The organism is Nitrospirota bacterium (assembly GCA_016180645.1).
Lineage (GTDB): Bacteria > JACPQY01 > JACPQY01 > JACPQY01 > JACPQY01 > JACPAV01.
In genome coordinates this window covers 97,307-112,218 of sequence record JACPAV010000006.1, presented here as the reverse complement: position 1 = coordinate 112,218, position 14,912 = coordinate 97,307, and the positions used below count along the sequence as shown (strand labels likewise).

At 57.2% G+C, this 14,912-nt stretch carries 15 protein-coding genes and 1 tRNA gene; 13 read left to right on the top strand and 3 right to left on the bottom strand.

Annotation, left to right across the window (positions count from 1 at the left end; genetic code table 11):
• Window position 1 precedes the first annotated feature (1 nt).
• The 6 genes from HYT87_05510 to HYT87_05485 all read left to right on the top strand — a co-directional run bounded on the left by HYT87_05510 (window position 2) and on the right by HYT87_05485 (window position 3,836).
• A complete protein-coding gene (locus tag HYT87_05510; GenBank protein MBI2059211.1) occupies window positions 2–718 on the top strand; it encodes a metallophosphoesterase in 717 nt (238 codons plus the stop codon).
• Window positions 715–990 (top strand): hypothetical protein, encoded by a 276-nt coding sequence (locus HYT87_05505; GenBank protein MBI2059210.1) that lies wholly within the window; start codon window positions 715–717, stop codon window positions 988–990. Before HYT87_05510 ends, HYT87_05505 begins: the two co-directional genes overlap by 4 nt.
• 108 nt (window positions 991–1,098) lie before the next feature.
• Window positions 1,099–1,329 carry a hypothetical protein gene (locus tag HYT87_05500; protein ID MBI2059209.1) on the top strand — a complete coding sequence of 77 codons (231 nt, stop codon included), beginning with the start codon at window positions 1,099–1,101 and terminating at the stop codon, window positions 1,327–1,329.
• Window positions 1,322–1,753 carry a hypothetical protein gene (locus HYT87_05495; protein MBI2059208.1) on the top strand — a complete coding sequence of 144 codons (432 nt, stop codon included), beginning with the start codon at window positions 1,322–1,324 and terminating at the stop codon, window positions 1,751–1,753. The genes HYT87_05500 and HYT87_05495 overlap by 8 nt, the downstream gene beginning before the upstream one ends.
• A gap of 242 nt (window positions 1,754–1,995) precedes the next feature.
• Window positions 1,996–2,223 (top strand): hypothetical protein, encoded by a 228-nt coding sequence (locus HYT87_05490; protein ID MBI2059207.1) that lies wholly within the window; start codon window positions 1,996–1,998, stop codon window positions 2,221–2,223.
• A gap of 521 nt (window positions 2,224–2,744) precedes the next feature.
• Window positions 2,745–3,836: an SIR2 family protein gene (locus HYT87_05485; protein ID MBI2059206.1), complete on the top strand. Its 1,092-nt coding sequence runs from the start codon at window positions 2,745–2,747 to the stop codon at window positions 3,834–3,836.
• Between the two features lie 6 nt (window positions 3,837–3,842).
• Here the strand turns inward: HYT87_05485 and HYT87_05480 are convergent, their stop codons facing one another.
• The 3 genes from HYT87_05480 to HYT87_05470 are packed head-to-tail and all read right to left on the bottom strand — an operon-like array spanning window position 3,843 to window position 9,345.
• Window positions 3,843–5,219 (bottom strand): restriction endonuclease subunit S, encoded by a 1,377-nt coding sequence (locus HYT87_05480; protein MBI2059205.1) that lies wholly within the window; start codon window positions 5,217–5,219, stop codon window positions 3,843–3,845.
• A complete protein-coding gene (locus HYT87_05475) occupies window positions 5,216–6,655 on the bottom strand; it encodes an SAM-dependent DNA methyltransferase (GenBank protein MBI2059204.1) in 1,440 nt (479 codons plus the stop codon). The genes HYT87_05480 and HYT87_05475 overlap by 4 nt, the downstream gene beginning before the upstream one ends.
• Window positions 6,652–9,345 (bottom strand): DEAD/DEAH box helicase family protein, encoded by a 2,694-nt coding sequence (locus tag HYT87_05470; protein MBI2059203.1) that lies wholly within the window; start codon window positions 9,343–9,345, stop codon window positions 6,652–6,654. Before HYT87_05470 ends, HYT87_05475 begins: the two co-directional genes overlap by 4 nt.
• Window positions 9,346–9,405: 60 nt before the next feature.
• Here HYT87_05470 and HYT87_05465 point away from each other — a divergent pair, with 60 nt between their 5' ends.
• From HYT87_05465 to HYT87_05435, 7 genes are all read left to right on the top strand, one after another.
• Window positions 9,406–9,801: a hypothetical protein gene (locus HYT87_05465; GenBank protein ID MBI2059202.1), complete on the top strand. Its 396-nt coding sequence runs from the start codon at window positions 9,406–9,408 to the stop codon at window positions 9,799–9,801.
• 5 nt (window positions 9,802–9,806) lie between these two features.
• A complete protein-coding gene (locus tag HYT87_05460) occupies window positions 9,807–9,998 on the top strand; it encodes a helix-turn-helix domain-containing protein (protein MBI2059201.1) in 192 nt (63 codons plus the stop codon).
• Between the two features lie 14 nt (window positions 9,999–10,012).
• A complete protein-coding gene (locus HYT87_05455; GenBank protein ID MBI2059200.1) occupies window positions 10,013–11,179 on the top strand; it encodes a site-specific integrase in 1,167 nt (388 codons plus the stop codon).
• 30 nt (window positions 11,180–11,209) lie between these two features.
• A tRNA-Met gene (locus HYT87_05450) sits at window positions 11,210–11,281 on the top strand.
• Between the two features lie 214 nt (window positions 11,282–11,495).
• On the top strand, window positions 11,496–12,437 hold the full coding sequence (locus tag HYT87_05445) for a tetratricopeptide repeat protein (GenBank protein MBI2059199.1): 942 nt from the start codon (window positions 11,496–11,498) through the stop codon (window positions 12,435–12,437).
• Between the two features lie 169 nt (window positions 12,438–12,606).
• Complete coding sequence (locus tag HYT87_05440) at window positions 12,607–13,569, top strand: hypothetical protein (protein MBI2059198.1); 963 nt, start codon at window positions 12,607–12,609, stop codon at window positions 13,567–13,569.
• A 72-nt stretch (window positions 13,570–13,641) separates the two neighbouring features.
• Window positions 13,642–14,910 (top strand): hypothetical protein, encoded by a 1,269-nt coding sequence (locus HYT87_05435; protein MBI2059197.1) that lies wholly within the window; start codon window positions 13,642–13,644, stop codon window positions 14,908–14,910.
• The last annotated feature ends 2 nt before the right edge of the window (window positions 14,911–14,912 follow it).

Genomic DNA, 14,912 nt, shown 5'->3' with positions numbered 1-14,912 from the left:
CGTGAAGGAACAACAGGAGCGGACGTCCTCCCCGCCGGTTCGCTTCGTAGCGTTCACGGACCACCACGCCTCAGTCGAGTCGATCCAGAAGGTCCTCCGCCTCACACGAGAGAGCCGGGCGTCGTTCATCGTGTGCGCGGGGGACTTCACCATCGAATCGGAAGGTCTCCATCCATCCTTCAAGATGCTCAGCGAGGCTGGAATCCCGATCTACTTCATCGCCGGGAACCACGAGTACGGAACCATTTGCTCTGCGGTCTCCAAGGCGTTCCCGGTCCTGCGGTATGTCGATCTCAAGGTTGACGTGTTCGGCGCGGCGGAGGGCACGAGAGTCCTGATTGCCGGTCTAGACGGCACGACCGACCTATCCCCGCTCTTCGGAGAAGACCAGGAGTGCTACGGGAGCTACCTGCCCACCCTGAAAGCGCAGGTCGACCCGGCCCTTCCGGTGATTTTTCTCACGCACTTCCCGCCGTCCGACACGGCCTGTTGTGGTCTGGAGCCGATCTGGACCGGCTCGCTTTGGACGGTGCCCAAAGACGGCAAGCGCATCGGCAGCAAGGCGGTGCGTAGGATCGTCGAATCCTTGAAGCCCCGCATCGTCATCTGCGGTCACTTCCATGAGTGTTTCGGGCGGGAGGATTCCATCGGCTCCACCCGGATCGTGAATCCGGGGCCGGACGGGATGGTGATCGAGCTATCGATACCAAGCCGATGAAACTCCTCGTCCAGTTCAAACCGTATCCAACGCCGGAGAAAGTTGCGGACATTCAGCGCCGCCTGGCGGAATCCTCCCACACAACATTGCGGTACGCGTTCCAAGGTCCTCTCGCCGTCTCGGAGGCAAAGGACGGGGTAGGTGGCGCTGAAGCCGAGTTCACGGTAGAAGTCGGCGGCTACTGGCCGAGCGACGCAGCGGCGGAGATGAAGGCGACTTTCTTCAAGTGCGGCCTCACGGTCACGTATTGGGCGGTGGGTACAACTCTTTGAGGTTCGTGGGACTAGAGTGCGGCCCGGAAGTCGGCCAAGGCTGGGGACTCTATCTGCTTCTACGCCGCCTCCAAGGGCACTGTCGGCCATGCGCGGCTTGCGTCGGCGGTGGAAAAAGGACTCAAGGCTCCCGTGGAGGTGCCTGAGAAGTACCCCTGGCTCGTCAGGCTCGCGGACGTCGCCCTTTACATCGACAGTCCGGTCGCCCTCGATGTGCGCCTCCGCGCGAGGCTCGATGTTTTCCGCGACCACGATCCGGAGCGTCCATGGGCCTGGTTCGTCCAGCCGACGCACCGGATCACCGCGCATGATTTCGAGGTGCTCACCCGCCGTGGGTAGACGTGCAACGAAAGGCCGGATCGGAGGGAGGCGGTCGAAGCCATCGGCCCCATCCTTCGATCCTTGGTCCGAGATGGAGAGCCTTCAAACCCTGCGCCGGCAGCCTACTTCCCTTGGGAAATGGATCGATCTCCTCAAGCACCGCGATGTTCCTTGGTACTGGGCGCGGGATTACGTGGTCCGTGCGCAGGACTTGGTTCAGGAGACGGCTTGGCGGCTGTTCAGCGGCCTGAGCGACGACGGGAGGAAGCCTATCGACCGGGGACGGCGGTGGGGGCTTGAGAAGCTCAAGGATGAAGAGGAATGGAGAAAGGATCCTATCGTCCTGAGCGCTGAAACGGAAATGGGTGTCGTCGACCGGAAACCGCCTCAAAGCGCCGGGATCGGCCCTCTCCGAAGGTCTTCTGCCGCAGGGTTCCCGTGAGCCGGCGGCGGAGCGCCAATCGGAGACTTCCGTTCGGGGATGGGGGAGACATGAGCCCGGAGGCCCTGATCCGGCTCCTCACCTGCCTGCGGGACCGGATGGATGACCTTCGCCGGTAACCCTTGATTGACCGTAATAAAGTGTAACGCCTCCGAACATTCATAGCCTAACTAATGACTGGAGTATTGCCTATTGACAGCCTCTTAGCTAGATATTATGCTTAGTAACACAAGGAGGTAGCTATGAAACGAAAAGATGACATTCTTGAGGGAATTGCAAGACGGCTCGACCTCATCACGGCTCTTCTGCTTGACCAGGTCGATTTTGATGAAATCGCCAGCGCAGCGCAGAAGATCCGAAGACTGCTTGCAATGGGAGCAAGCCCTTCAGAGATTGCTCGAATTGTAGGGAAGCCAATTAACTTCGTTACGGCAACCATAGCACAAGCGAAATCGAAGAGGAGGATCTAGCTAATGGAACAGCAATTAGCCCAATCGATCGTATCAAAGCTGAATGGGATTCTTACGTTGATGGTTCTACGGATGACGGAGGGGAAAACTCAGTCTGAACAAATCCGGCTTCTAAGCCTTGCTGGCATGCGGCCCACAGAGATCGCCAAAGCCCTCAACACGACTTCTAATACCGTCAATGTGGCCTTGGCGAATCTACGCAAGAGGGGGATCGCCAAGCTTCCCCGAAGGAATTCCTAACAACGGGGGGAAGAATGAATGACGAAATAGCTCAACTCATCCTGAAGGAACTTCGGACGATGTCCCGGCTTCTGGTCTTACTTCTGAGGAAGGCCGAGATTCCCAATCCGGAGATTTCCAGCGCTATGGGGATTTCGCAAGGACGTCTCTCGCAGATTCTCAATCCTAGGAAATACGCTGGGCGGCGCACTAAGGTTGGGCGCAGAAGGTAAGCCGCTGGCTGTTCATGATGCGGTTGCGCTTACGCCGTCTTGTGGTTTCGGACGGGTGAGGGAGTTGCAGTGATCATCAATGGTCGCAACTCAAAGACGTTGATCGTCCTTGGCGCCGGCGCGACGAAAGGTGCACTTAGAGGGACGCATTCCCCTCGGGTAACTGCCCCCCTTAATGGCGATTTCTTTGAAGTGCTCAGAAAATACATTCGGACGAATGACGGCCAAACGCATAGAGCCGCCTACGACCGGCTTGCTGATTTCGTGAACCACGAGGTCGGACCGAAAGGCTTCCGCCAACCGACCATGGAGGAAGTCTTTAGCATCCTCTTTATCTCCAAAGATCTGCCGGAAATCTTTCATAAGGGGAGAGGCAGAAAAACATCGGTAGGGTACAGGCCCGAAATTAGAGATTTTCTCAATCTGTTGATCCACTTGTTCCGTTTTGTTCAAAAGACTTGTCGTCCTCGGGATGGCATTCAACATCACGATCTTCTCGCACGTTCGCTACAACCGCATGATGTGATCGTCTCCCTCAACTATGACACGCTTGTAGACAACGCGTTATTTACGGCGGGCTGGAATCCTCGAAAAGGGTACGGCTTTTCCGCAAGACTAAGCAGTGAAATCTCAGTCCCCCAGTATGGCCAGCAAGTGCATCTCATAAGTGTGCGGCTTCTCAAGCCCCACGGGTCACTTAACTGGTTCGCTAAAGGGAACTCCAAGAATCTCGAAGAAGTGCTTGAACGTCGCCCTGTTTCTGAGATCCGAATGACTGCACTCCCAATGGTAAATGAAAGGAAGGCGCAACGATTGGTACGCCTCTTTGTTCCGCCGCTCTATTCGAAATTCTTTAGGAACCAATTCTGGCGGAAGCTATGGATAGCTACATACGGAGCCGCAAAGGACGCAGATCAGATTGTAATCATCGGATGTTCCCTCATCTCAACCGATTTCCATCTTCGGGCAATTCTCTCAAAGGCGATGAATGATAAGAATACAAAGTACCGTAGAATCGTGGTGGTGGATCCTTCCGATTGCGTCCAGAAAAAGATGAAGAAGTTCTTCCGCGGCCGATCCGCGAACGGAGTGACAATCTATAAGACATTTTCCGATCTTTGTCGCCAGGTCCTTTCCCAAAGCACCAATTCGGCTGCGTGATCTGCCTCATCGTTTAATTGCATGTCCGGAGGTCGGTTCGCAATGGGTTGAATCAGCATGCGTGAGGAAAAGTTCGCCGCGGAAGGCTTTGGCGAGGATGGATTGGGTGAGTTTGTCGGCGCGGGCGGCGGCGGTGGAAACGCGCTCCTCGATTTTGTCCGCGAGCCTGAAAAGGGACTCGACGCGACGGAGAATTTCATCCTGCTCTTCTAGTCGAGGAGATGGAACTGGAAACCTCTTAATGACCCCTACATTGAGATGCGGAGAAGCGCTCCCGCCGGTGAGTTCTACTACGCGATGCATCATCTGAGGGGAGTTCAGTACATGGCAAAGAAAATTGGCCCGAATTGTCTTCTGGTTGCAACGCATAAGCATCATCCGCTGACCCAGGCACGCGCGAAGGCCCGCTGGAATGATACATGCTATTCCGAGGATTCCTCCTTCTCGGCTATACACAATGTCGTCCTGCCTCGGCTCTAGCCGGATCACCCGCTGACTGTAGGTCTCACGCGAAACGTACCGTACGGTCGAAAGATCCAACCCATCAATGGTGAAATTTGTGGTTCTTAGACAGATCTCGCCCCTGTCGGCCCACTTTGGAGTTGAGTGTGGGCAGTCGACAACCTCTGAGCACACAGAAGCGATGCTTTCGAATTGCCAAGGCTCGTCAGCGATCTCTGAAGCCACGGCCTCCTCCTCCCGCCAGTCGGCGGTGAGGCGGCCGGAGCAGGCGGCGGCGAGGACGGACTGACGGAAGCGCTTCATTATTCCACGCACCCGCGCCAAACGTTCGCGGGCGGAATGGGCTTGGGCGAGCAGGGTTTCAACGACCGCCACAAGCCGCTTCTGGTCTGATATGCGCGCAAACGGAATCTCGACATCGTCGAAGAATTCCGTTGGTACCCTTTCTTGCCCCACTGAACCCGTCATTTCATTTTCGGCGCGCCTTCTGAACGATTCTTGCCGAATGAAGTGAAAGATGAACTCAGGCAACACCTGCGGGGACGGACGGAGAACATGGAATTCGCTTGATCCGAAACCGATCCCATTCTTCAAGCCTCGGGCAACAGCCGCTTTGCCATTCTCCATACACGGGGTGATTTTTGCCATCAATACGTCGCCTTCACGAAAGGCAGTGTACCCATTCCTTACGCTTGCGAATGCCCGCTCATGGACTATACGAATCGCGCCCTCCTTCTCGTCTACCGCCGCCATTGGCACGAATGATACTGGAGCGGTTTTCGGCAGGGCGTTCCTCGCCGGCTTCTTCGGATTCAGCTCGCAAACCTCCAGAAGCTTGGCAATTGTCCACCGTTCGGGGAGTTCAGAGTGACTCGGAGCCGAAGGAGTGCCGGTCGCCGAGTTGGGTGCTGTAACTATCATGTCCCCTTCGGTTTGTTTGGTACCGCTTCTCCATTCTCAAGATACGCCATGATCTTGTTCAAATCCTTCATGGCGGCATTGAGTTCGGAAACGGCGTCGGCTACGAGTTCCTCTGGGTCCGGGAGGTCATCGGCGTCCTCAAGGGAGTCTTCCTTGAGCCATTTGAAGCTGTCCAGCTTGAAATCGTGGGTTTTGACATCTGAAATATGGAAGCTCCGCCAACGATCCTCCTTCGAGTCCGTCGGATTCCGTTTTCCACGGCCATTCGGATCGGAGCCATAGCACTTCTCGAATCCCTCGAAGTGCTTCGGCGCGAGCGGGCGATCTTTCTTGGTGATCCCCGGCACGTTCGTTCGGGCGTCGTAAATCCATACCGTCTCCGTCGCGTATCCCTTGGTGAAAAACACAACATTTGCCTTCACGCCCTGGCTGTAGGGGGTGAAGGTCCCACGCGGCAAGCGTAATACCGTATGGAGATCGCAATCCTCGGTGAGTATTTTCATCACCTCTCCGGCCTGATCCTCGAACAAGCAATTGTCCGGCAACACAATCGCCGCCCGACCGCCGGGCTTCAGAATGGTGAGGACGTGCTGGACGAAATTGAGCTGTTTATTCGACGTGGCCACGGTGAAATCTTCCCGGTCCGGCGCTTGGTTCGCGCCTCGCGTCCCGAAAGGTGGATTCGTCAGGACAACATCGAACTTCTCACTTCCCGGTGGCTCGTAGATTGAGTCGCCCAGCGCGATGACCGCCTCCAAACCGTGGAGATAGAGATTCATCAGGGCAAGACGGCGCGGCTGGGGATCGAGGTCCTGGCCGAAATAGGTTTTCGCCCTAATTCGCTTTGCGATCTCGCGATCCAGCGCGCCGCCCTTTGTTCGACCGACAAGCCATTCATACGCCGCCACGAGAAATCCACCCGTTCCGCAGCCGGGATCGCAAATAGTGAACTCGGCGTGTTTCCTCGGATCGGGTTTCATGCAACGGACAATCGACTGGATCAGAATGCGCGGGGTGAAGTATTGCCCCGCTCCTTTCTTGCCCTCGCTGGCCGCTTTTTCCAGGAGGCCCTCGTAGGCTTCGGCCTTCACGTCCACGCCGAGCGCCGTCCATTCCGTCTCATCGATCAAACTGATCAATTTCTTGAGATTGACGGGATTCCGGAACCGCGACTGCGCGGAGGAGTAGATATCACCGAGGATGCCTTTCTCCTTCCCAAGCTTTCGGAGAATATCCACGTAGCCGTCGAGAAGGTCGCTGCCCGATTGGGCACGAAGTTCGGGCCACGCGCACGCTTTGGGAATTCTCACGTCCTTCTCGTCGGCCATTTTCAGAAAGAGCAGATAGGTGATTTGTTCGATGTAGTCGCCGTAGCTGATGCCGTCGTGACGGAGGGTGTGGCAAAAGCCCCAAAGTTTTTGGACGACGTCACTCATGCGGCGATGGATTGGTTGAAATCCTGGAGGATTTGGCGAAGCCGGCCCTTCTCGAAAACACCTCTGGCTTTCTGCCATCCTCCCTCGCGCGAGAGAACAGGAATCTCGTCGAAGTCCTTCGGGTCGATGGACAAATTGGCCACGAGATGCTCGCGGATTCTGGCGAGCCAATTCTGTTGTTCGTAGCTGAATTCGTAGCGCGACCTGATGATGTTGAACACCTTCTCAACCCTCTCCTCGGCGGTCAGGAGAGGTTCCCCCTCGCGTGCCGCATGCTTGATCATCGAGATGATGTCCACCAGGGCTTTCTTGTAGCGTGCGCCGTAGGCCGTCTGCAAGTTCTTCACAGTGAACCGCAGTTTGGTGACCGCCAGCTTGCTCTGAAGATCGACGAGCGCCTCCATCCCCCAATCCTGGGGTCGGTTGAGGAGGATTCCAATCGCCTGGATCTGATCCGGATTCTCCCGAACAAAAGCGTGGAAGGCCTTGATGTAGTCCCCCGGCGTCCATTCGTTTCCAACCGCATCCCGGATGAGGACTTCCGAGCTGACGGTGTCCTGGCTCTCGATGGCCACGTAAAAGACGCGTTTCGGTCGGGGGAAATCGGTCAGGAGTTTCTGAAAGTCGGGATCGCGTAAGAGCTTCATCGTGGCAACGAAATCCTGATTGAGCGCGTGGGGGAGTCCTTGAGCGTATCGGCCCAGATCGCCATCAGGCAAGAAAACTTTCAGATTGTCACGTCCCTCGGGCGCGATCTCCTTGTTGATACGTTGAAGCCGCTTCACCAGGCAACAGATGTTGTACTCGCGGTCCCGGTTGCTCCAGACATCATTGATGACCTCTTCGATGGTCCGGGCCACCCGTTCCGGCGCGATGGCCGAAATTGCCGTGGCCTTCCGGAAGTATTCCAAAAGAGAACCGCCGAAGCAGTCGAATACCGTGAAATGGGATTTGTCCGGATGTTTTTCGCCCTTCCGGGTGCCCCGGCCCAGCATCTGCTCAAAAAGGATGCGGGACTTGATGGGCCGAAGGAGAACGATGAATTCCAGATCGGGGATGTCGACCCCGGTGGACATCATGTCGACCGAGACGACGATACCCGGAAGGGGACGGTTGCGGAATTCCCGGATGCGCTGGAGAGGTCGGTCGACGTCCTTCGATCCCGTGATCTTTTGAACGAAGGCATCGCCCCGTTCGAATGCCCGGCGGCAGATGTCGACGAGCTGATTGGCATGGGAGGTGTGCGGCAGGTCGTTTGCGGCGAAGATCAACGTCTTGGGAAAGCGCCCGTATTTCTGTTCATGCTCCAAGGCGTGTTTCTTGAGTTCTTCAATGATCTTGCGATTGGAATCCGGAGACGTGACGTGCTGTTCCACCTCCGGCACGTCGAAATGCCTCTCGTCCTCCATGAGATCGAGTTGCTCGTTTCCGGTCTCCGTATCCACCCTCTCAACTTTCTCCCCTTCTTTGACGAACACGCCGCGCAGCCGCACATCGGAGTGAACGGCAACGGGATCGTAATCCACGAGATAGCCCTCCCGGACGGCTCGTTCGTACTCATATCGGAAGACGACTTCCTTGAAATAGCTCGTCGTGTGCGCGGCGGGTGTGGCGGTGAGGCCGATTTTGATCGCATCGAAGTGGTCGAGCGTGTTCCGCCAGACCGAAAGTTCTTGAGATGTGTAGCCTCGGTGGCACTCGTCGGCGATGACGACATCGAAGGCGTGGATAGGGATATCGAGGTGATCGGCATCCTCGTCGATTTCCTCGTCGCCCGAGCCGAAAATCGCGTTCCGTCCAAAAAGATTTATCGCCATTCGCTGGATGGTGCAGACGTAAACGAACGAGTGATCGGGGCTGGGCTTCAGCAGGTAGTCTGACGGAAGGACTTCCGGATCGAATTTCTCCTCTTCGTCGAGATCGTCGCGGTGGAAACGTTGGCTGTAAACCTCGTAGAGCTTGTCGAACTTCTGTCCGGGTTCCGGTTCGAATGAGGCGAGCGTGCGAACGGCTTGGGCGGCGAGCGCCCGCCGATCCACCAGGAAAAGAATGCGCTTGGATACACCGGACTTCATGAATCGATACATCTGATTCGCCATGGTGAACGTCTTGCCGGAGCCCGTGGCCATCGCCACGAGCATTTCGCGTTTCCGGTTCGCGATGGCCTGCTCCGTGGCGGTGTTTGCCTCTACTTGGTAGGGGCGCAATCTTGGGTGGGCATTCGCATTCTCCGTAAACCATCGGCAGGAGGCGTCGAAATCGCGGCCAAGTTGCTCTTTTAGGGCTTCGGGCGTGTGGAATCCGGCGATGCGACGGGACCGGTTTAGGGGATGTCGGATATCATGGAACCAGATCACTTCACCGTTGGTCGAATAGAGGAACGGTACACGCAGTCCATTGAAATCGAACCCGTTATTGGTGGCCCCGCGTGCATACCGCTCTGCTTGAGTCAGAACGTTCTGCGGACCGAGTGTTACCTTCTTCGCCTCGACGATCCCAAGAACTTTCCCGTCAAGATGCAGGGCGTAATCTGCCGGCCCGTTATCTGTAGGGTATTCCTCGGTCCGGTACGGCGTCCGAAGGGGCACTTGCCCTTTCGTGGGTAATCTCCAGTCGCAGGCATCCAGCCTCGGATCGATTCGCTTTTTCCGGGTCTTCCACTCTAGTTCGTCGCCCAGCCCCTGCACCATGTCAATTCCGGTAATTGTACGACTCCGCTGTTGAGCAGTCCACCTCTCGGAGCACCCTCATTGGCACACCTCCTGAGGGAGAAAAATCGCTTGACTTGTATAGGATTGTATATAAGACTCTATATAAATATGACCGGACAGGAGATCGAAGACCTTCGAGAGTGTCTCGGGCTGTCGCCGATACAGCTGGCGAAGGCTGCTGGTGTTCACCCGAGTAGCATTTTCAGGTGGGAAGCTGCGGGAGGCAAGGAAGTTCGGCTAGACCCGCTGGCGAGGCAGGTCCTGGGAATTCTTCAGAGCGAGTGCCTCAAGCTCCGAAGGGCGGCGGACCAGCGGCATTTCGGGAAGGAGATCGCCAAAGCTGCGGCCGTCGGAGGATTGATCCTCGCGGCGGGCGTTTTGGCGGCACGACTCTATGGCACGATTGTTTCACCCCAGGACAAGGGGAGGAGGTAGGCGCGATGCAGAAACTCATCAGACCCCCTGACCTGGCTGAAAAGCTCGGGCTGAAGGTTAGTACGGTCTACAAATGGGTCTATCTGAAAAAGTTCCCGGTGGGAGCGGTGGTGAAATTAGGGCGTGCTCTTCGCTTCAGGGAGGAGGTGATTCAAAAGATCATGGACGGAGCCTTGCGGATCGGCGGAAAGGAATAATTGGAGGTTTGAAGATGGGAAGGCAGGCGAAGAAACAGCGGGGTGTGTACGAGTACCCCAAGGCATCGGGAGTGTGGTGGGTAGTGTTCTATGACCAGATCGGGAAACGTCACCGAGAAAAAGTTGGCCCGAGGGGGCTGGCCGTTGAGGTCTATCGGAAGCGCAAAACGGAAGTGCGGGAAGCAAAATTCTTCCCGGAGTCGGTCGGGCGAGCAGGAACAATTCAATTCCGAAAAATTGCGTCGGCTTATGTTGAGTACGCGGTGAAAAATGGGAAGTACATGCCGTCGATTGAACGTCACGTAAAGTTTTGGACGAAGGTTCTTGGGGATCGGCCCGCCGATACGATTACGCCCGACGACATTGAGAGCGTGAAACAACGTCTCATAGAGGGACATGAACCGGGAACTGTGAATCGATACATCGGGACTCTCCGGGCTATCTACTATCGTTCGATGATCGACCCTAAGACGAGGGTCAAGACGAACCCCGCCGCATTCCCCAAGAAGCGGGGGCTTTTCCTCACGGAGGACAATGACCGGGTCAGGTATCTGAGCGAAGATGAGCGCGCGAAGTTGCTATCGGCATGTGACACGGAGAACATCCCGCTGATCAGGATCGCGTGGAACACGGGGATTCGCCTGACGGGACTCACATCGCTCCGGTGGGGCGATGCTGATTTTCACAAGCGCACTATCACGGTCCGGGAGAATAAGGGCGGTAAGACGTACGAGGTACCGATGAACAGCGAAGTGTACGAAATTCTATGGGGGCTTCGGCTCCGAGTGATCCGGAGAGTCCAGGTAAGGGATGCGGGCAATGTGACTACGCTCCCATCGGGGCAAATCAAGGAGCTCCCCATTTTCCCCGCGTGGTTCGGCAGGGCCGTCCACTACTTGTCGAATTTTTTCAGACGTCTTGCGAAGCGGGCGGGAGTAGACGACGTACATTTTCACGATCTGCGCCACGATTTCGCGAGTCGCCTGGCCATGGCTGGCGTGCCACTTGCTGAAATCGGGAAGCTCCTGGGTCATTCCCCCAAGTCGCTCAGTTTGGTCCTTCGTTATGCACATTTTTCACCCGACCACATGAAGTCGGCTGTTGAGAAGCTTTCGGACGTGAAGGTAGGGGACCCAACAGCCATCAAGACAGCCACCGAGGGGGATGGCAAAAGGCGGTGAGGTCGGCTAACCTTGCGAAACAACTAAGTCGCCGGTGTAGCTCAATGGCAGAGCGAGGGTCTCATAAGCCCTAGGTTGGCCGTTCAATCCGGCCCGCCGGCATTCGCTTCCTGATGTCGGCAATCCTGCCGACGTCAGAGGAAGCGAATACCATCGCCTTCCTGGCTCAGGCACTGGGTTTCGTCATGCGGGCAATCCTGCCCGCAATCAAGGAAGCCGGTGCCATCGCCATCTTGGCTCAAGCACCCGGTCGTAACCTTCTCCTCTTGTAAAGCATCGCGCTACCGGGTAAACGAGAAAAATTATGAAGCGTTGGGTGTGGTCAATTATTGGCGCCGGGGTTCTCCTCGGGGTCGCGGCGGTCTGGATTCTCCTGACGCCGGACAATCCATTGACGAGCCTGTTCCGCGGCAAGATTTCCGATACCGGTGGCAAGGTCATCATCGGGCCGTACCCGGTCGAGAGCGACTTCGAAATCCTTCGAGGCCATGGGGTGAAAACCATCGCCAGCCTTCTCGATCCCAGGGTTCCCTATGAGGCGGTGCTGCTGAAACGCGAGAAAACGCTGGGTGAAAAATACGGCGTAACGGTAATCAATCTCCCCATGGCGAGCATTCTTGGAAAAGCGCTTGGCGCGGATGCGGAGCAACGTGCCGCTGAAGCGGCAGCCGGCATCGCCGGGATCGACGGAAAAGTTTATGTTCACTGCTATCTGGGAATCCATCGAGTGGCCAGGGTGAAAGCGCTTCTGGACGCCAGGGGTACGGAGTCGGGGAGCTACCTCATCCGCCAAGGGGACCGTTCGCAAGACACCCGACTCCTGGATCGCGCCCAGCAGGAATTCGACGAGCGGAAGTATGCGCAGGTAATCGAAACCCTCTCGGGAATAGCCGCCCCGGAGCCGCCTGCGTTCCTGCTTCGCGGCTGGGCCGCCTATCACACGGGTGACATGGGGGGCGCTCGCATCGCCTTCGAGTCCGCTCTGAAGGATCTACCGGAAAGTACGGATGGGCAGCTCGGCCTCGGATACACGGCTCTGCGGCAGAACGATCTTTCGACGGCGGACGTTCAGTTCTCTTCCGTGCTCAAAGGCGATCCGGCGAATGTATCGGGCCTGATCGGACTCGGCCACGTGCGGTTCCGGCAGGGAAATTCGCAAGAAGCGGCGCTCAGGATGGAAACGGTCCTCAAGCTCGATCCCCAGAATCAGGAAGCCCTGGAACTCCTCGGGAAGGTTCAAGCTGGCAGGAAAAAATAAGACCGCCCTGAAAAAGGGCGGAACGTGGTCTCTCTTCCTTCTCGCCACAGTCACGCTGCTGGTCTTGGGTCCGCACCTGATTTGGAGACAATCCGACGCGCGCCCCCTGTCCGTCGTAATCCTCGACAAAACGGTTCCGGATCCGAGCTATCGCGAGCATAAGGGGCTGATGTGGGTGCTGAATCATCTCAAGGTCGTGAAGCCGGACGGCTCGGATTTCGCCTACGACCGGGACTACGCCGGATTCCATCCTTTGCCGGAAAAGAAATTCCGTGTCCAATCGCTGCCGGACTCGCTTGAGGGGGTCGATCTGCTCTACATCGCGGACACCTACGGTGTGTATGCGAGTGAATACTACTTGGGAGATACCCGAGGCAAATTCTCATCGCTCCTCTATGGTGGACTCGAAGTCAAGGAGGCCGGACAGATTCAGGATGCGGTACGCAAAGGCACGGCGCTGATCGCGGAGTTCAATTCCTTCGCCACGCCCACGGGCGCTGAAGCACGGAGGATCCTCTCCGAAACTCTCGGGGTGGAATGGTCCGGCTGGGTTGGTCGGATTTTCGACAACTTGCATCGAAGTGGGGAGGTTCCCCTCTGGGCCGTGCAGGGGTACGAGCGGCAATACGGAGAACCGTGGAACTTCAGCGGGCCGGGCCTTCTCTTCGTGCACGACGATGGAAGGTTGGTGGTCCTATCGACGCGGAACGACATATCCCGTGATGGTGTGACGTTCGAAATCGAGAAATCGAACAGCGGCGCAATCGATGCGAAGTCCGGGCTCCCTTACCTCTATTGGTTTGATGTCGTCCGTGTCCCGCCTGGCGCCTCTGTACTGGCGCGGTATCAGTTGAACGTCTCGGAGGTGGGGAAGGAGAAGATCCTGAAGGCCGGCATTCCCGATTCGTTCCCTGCCGTGATGCGCAAGATGGAGGGACAGGTTCCGGTCTTCTATTTCGCCGGAGATTTTGCCGATATCCAAGGCGCCCCGTTCACCTGGAAAATCTGGGGCCTTGAGTTCTTTTATCGGCTGCTGCCCATGAACCCACGGGTCAAGCCAGAGGTTTTCTTCTGGAATGTCTACCTCCCCTTGATGGAGCATCTTCTTTCCCAGATCAGTGACCGAAAGTGAGGCCCGACATTGCATTTCATCAAGCATTTTGGTAGCCTTCCACGACAAGAGAGGTCATTAATGCGGATGTTCATGCCCACCCCAATTTCGGCAGCCCTTCTGATTGTTTCGTTCGGGTTGGCTCCCGGGTGCCAGGATTCCGGGTCGGATGAAAAATCCGAGGGCCGGGTTTCAATCACCAACGACGAATCCAGCCTGGGCGATCAGGTTCAGTTGACCGATACGACCGTGCCGGTGGAGGGCGTGGCGGACCCCAGCGCGATTCGTCGGGCTCCATCGTCCCCCCAACCCATCGACCTCAAACTCGTGGCGGAAGTGCACCCCCCCACGGTCGGTGGACAGGCTGTCCAGGCGACCTCCGTGGCCATCTCGGGCCACCTGGCGTTCGTGAGCTACAATGTGAAGGGGGACGTGTACGCGGGCGCGCTCAACGTATTTGACGTGACCAAGCCCGAAGAACCCAAGCTGATCTCCCAAGCCGTGTTCCAGAACGCCGACATCAACGCGGTGGCATACGAGTCAGGCGAGGTGTTCCTCGCGGAGGCCACCGGCGATGCCGGGTTCACAAGTTCCGCGGTGCTGGAGCGCATGTCGGCTTCGCAGGGGAAACTGGGGCTGGAAAACAATCTGAGGGTGGCCCTGAGCAGCTTCGCCGGAACGGCCGTGGCCGTCCAGGGAGGCCGTGTCTATGCGACCTCGGGCGATGGGGGCGGGCTTTTCATCTTCGATTCGAAGTCCATTTCGCTCCTGTCCAGCGCCGTCCTAAGCGATGCCCGGTGGCTGGACGTGGCCGGGGATCAGGTTGCGGTGGTTCAGGGCACCAACGGGCGGCTCGCCGTGCTGGATCGTTCGTCCGCCGGTTTGATTTCGAGTTTCCCCTTCGAGGGAGCCGACATTCCCCAATCCAAATCCACGGTCGTTGTGAAGGGCGGAAAAGCCTTCGTTGCGGCGGGATCGAAGGGCGCGCAGGTGATCGCTCTGAAGAGCGGGAGCATTCTTTCCCGCGTGGCGGTCCCAACCGTTTCCGGGCTGGATGCCTCCGTGGTGGTTACCAATGCGGTTTCCGTTCACGGGGATCTGGTCTTCATCTCCAACGGCGAGGCAGGCGTCTACGTGGCACGGGCGACCGGCAACCTTGAGAAGGACAATGCAGATGCCCCATTCGACCTTCCCCTGCTGGGCCGGCTTCAATTTGCCAAACAAGAATCGGTGAACCATGTCTCCTATCGGGGAAATGTGCTGTTCGTTGCCTCCGGCCTCGGTGGGCTCAGGATCCTCACGGTTCACGGGGGGTCATGCTCGGATACCAACAACGCCAAGGATTGCGGCGGAGATGACTGATC

Bases quoted from the DNA above. Each gene is read 5' to 3' on its own strand.
- HYT87_05505 (MBI2059210.1), top strand. From the start codon at position 715: ATGAAACTCCTCGTCCAGTTCAAACCGTATCCAACGCCGGAGAAAGTT.
- HYT87_05490 (MBI2059207.1), top strand. From the start codon at position 1,996: ATGAAACGAAAAGATGACATTCTTGAGGGAATTGCAAGACGGCTCGAC.
- HYT87_05480 (MBI2059205.1), bottom strand. From the start codon at position 5,219: ATGATAGTTACAGCACCCAACTCGGCGACCGGCACTCCTTCGGCTCCG.
- HYT87_05475 (MBI2059204.1), bottom strand. From the start codon at position 6,655: ATGAGTGACGTCGTCCAAAAACTTTGGGGCTTTTGCCACACCCTCCGT.
- HYT87_05470 (MBI2059203.1), bottom strand. From the start codon at position 9,345: ATGGTGCAGGGGCTGGGCGACGAACTAGAGTGGAAGACCCGGAAAAAG.
- HYT87_05460 (MBI2059201.1), top strand. From the start codon at position 9,807: ATGCAGAAACTCATCAGACCCCCTGACCTGGCTGAAAAGCTCGGGCTG.
- HYT87_05455 (MBI2059200.1), top strand. From the start codon at position 10,013: ATGGGAAGGCAGGCGAAGAAACAGCGGGGTGTGTACGAGTACCCCAAG.
- HYT87_05440 (MBI2059198.1), top strand. From the start codon at position 12,607: ATGTGGGTGCTGAATCATCTCAAGGTCGTGAAGCCGGACGGCTCGGAT.
- HYT87_05435 (MBI2059197.1), top strand. From the start codon at position 13,642: ATGCCCACCCCAATTTCGGCAGCCCTTCTGATTGTTTCGTTCGGGTTG.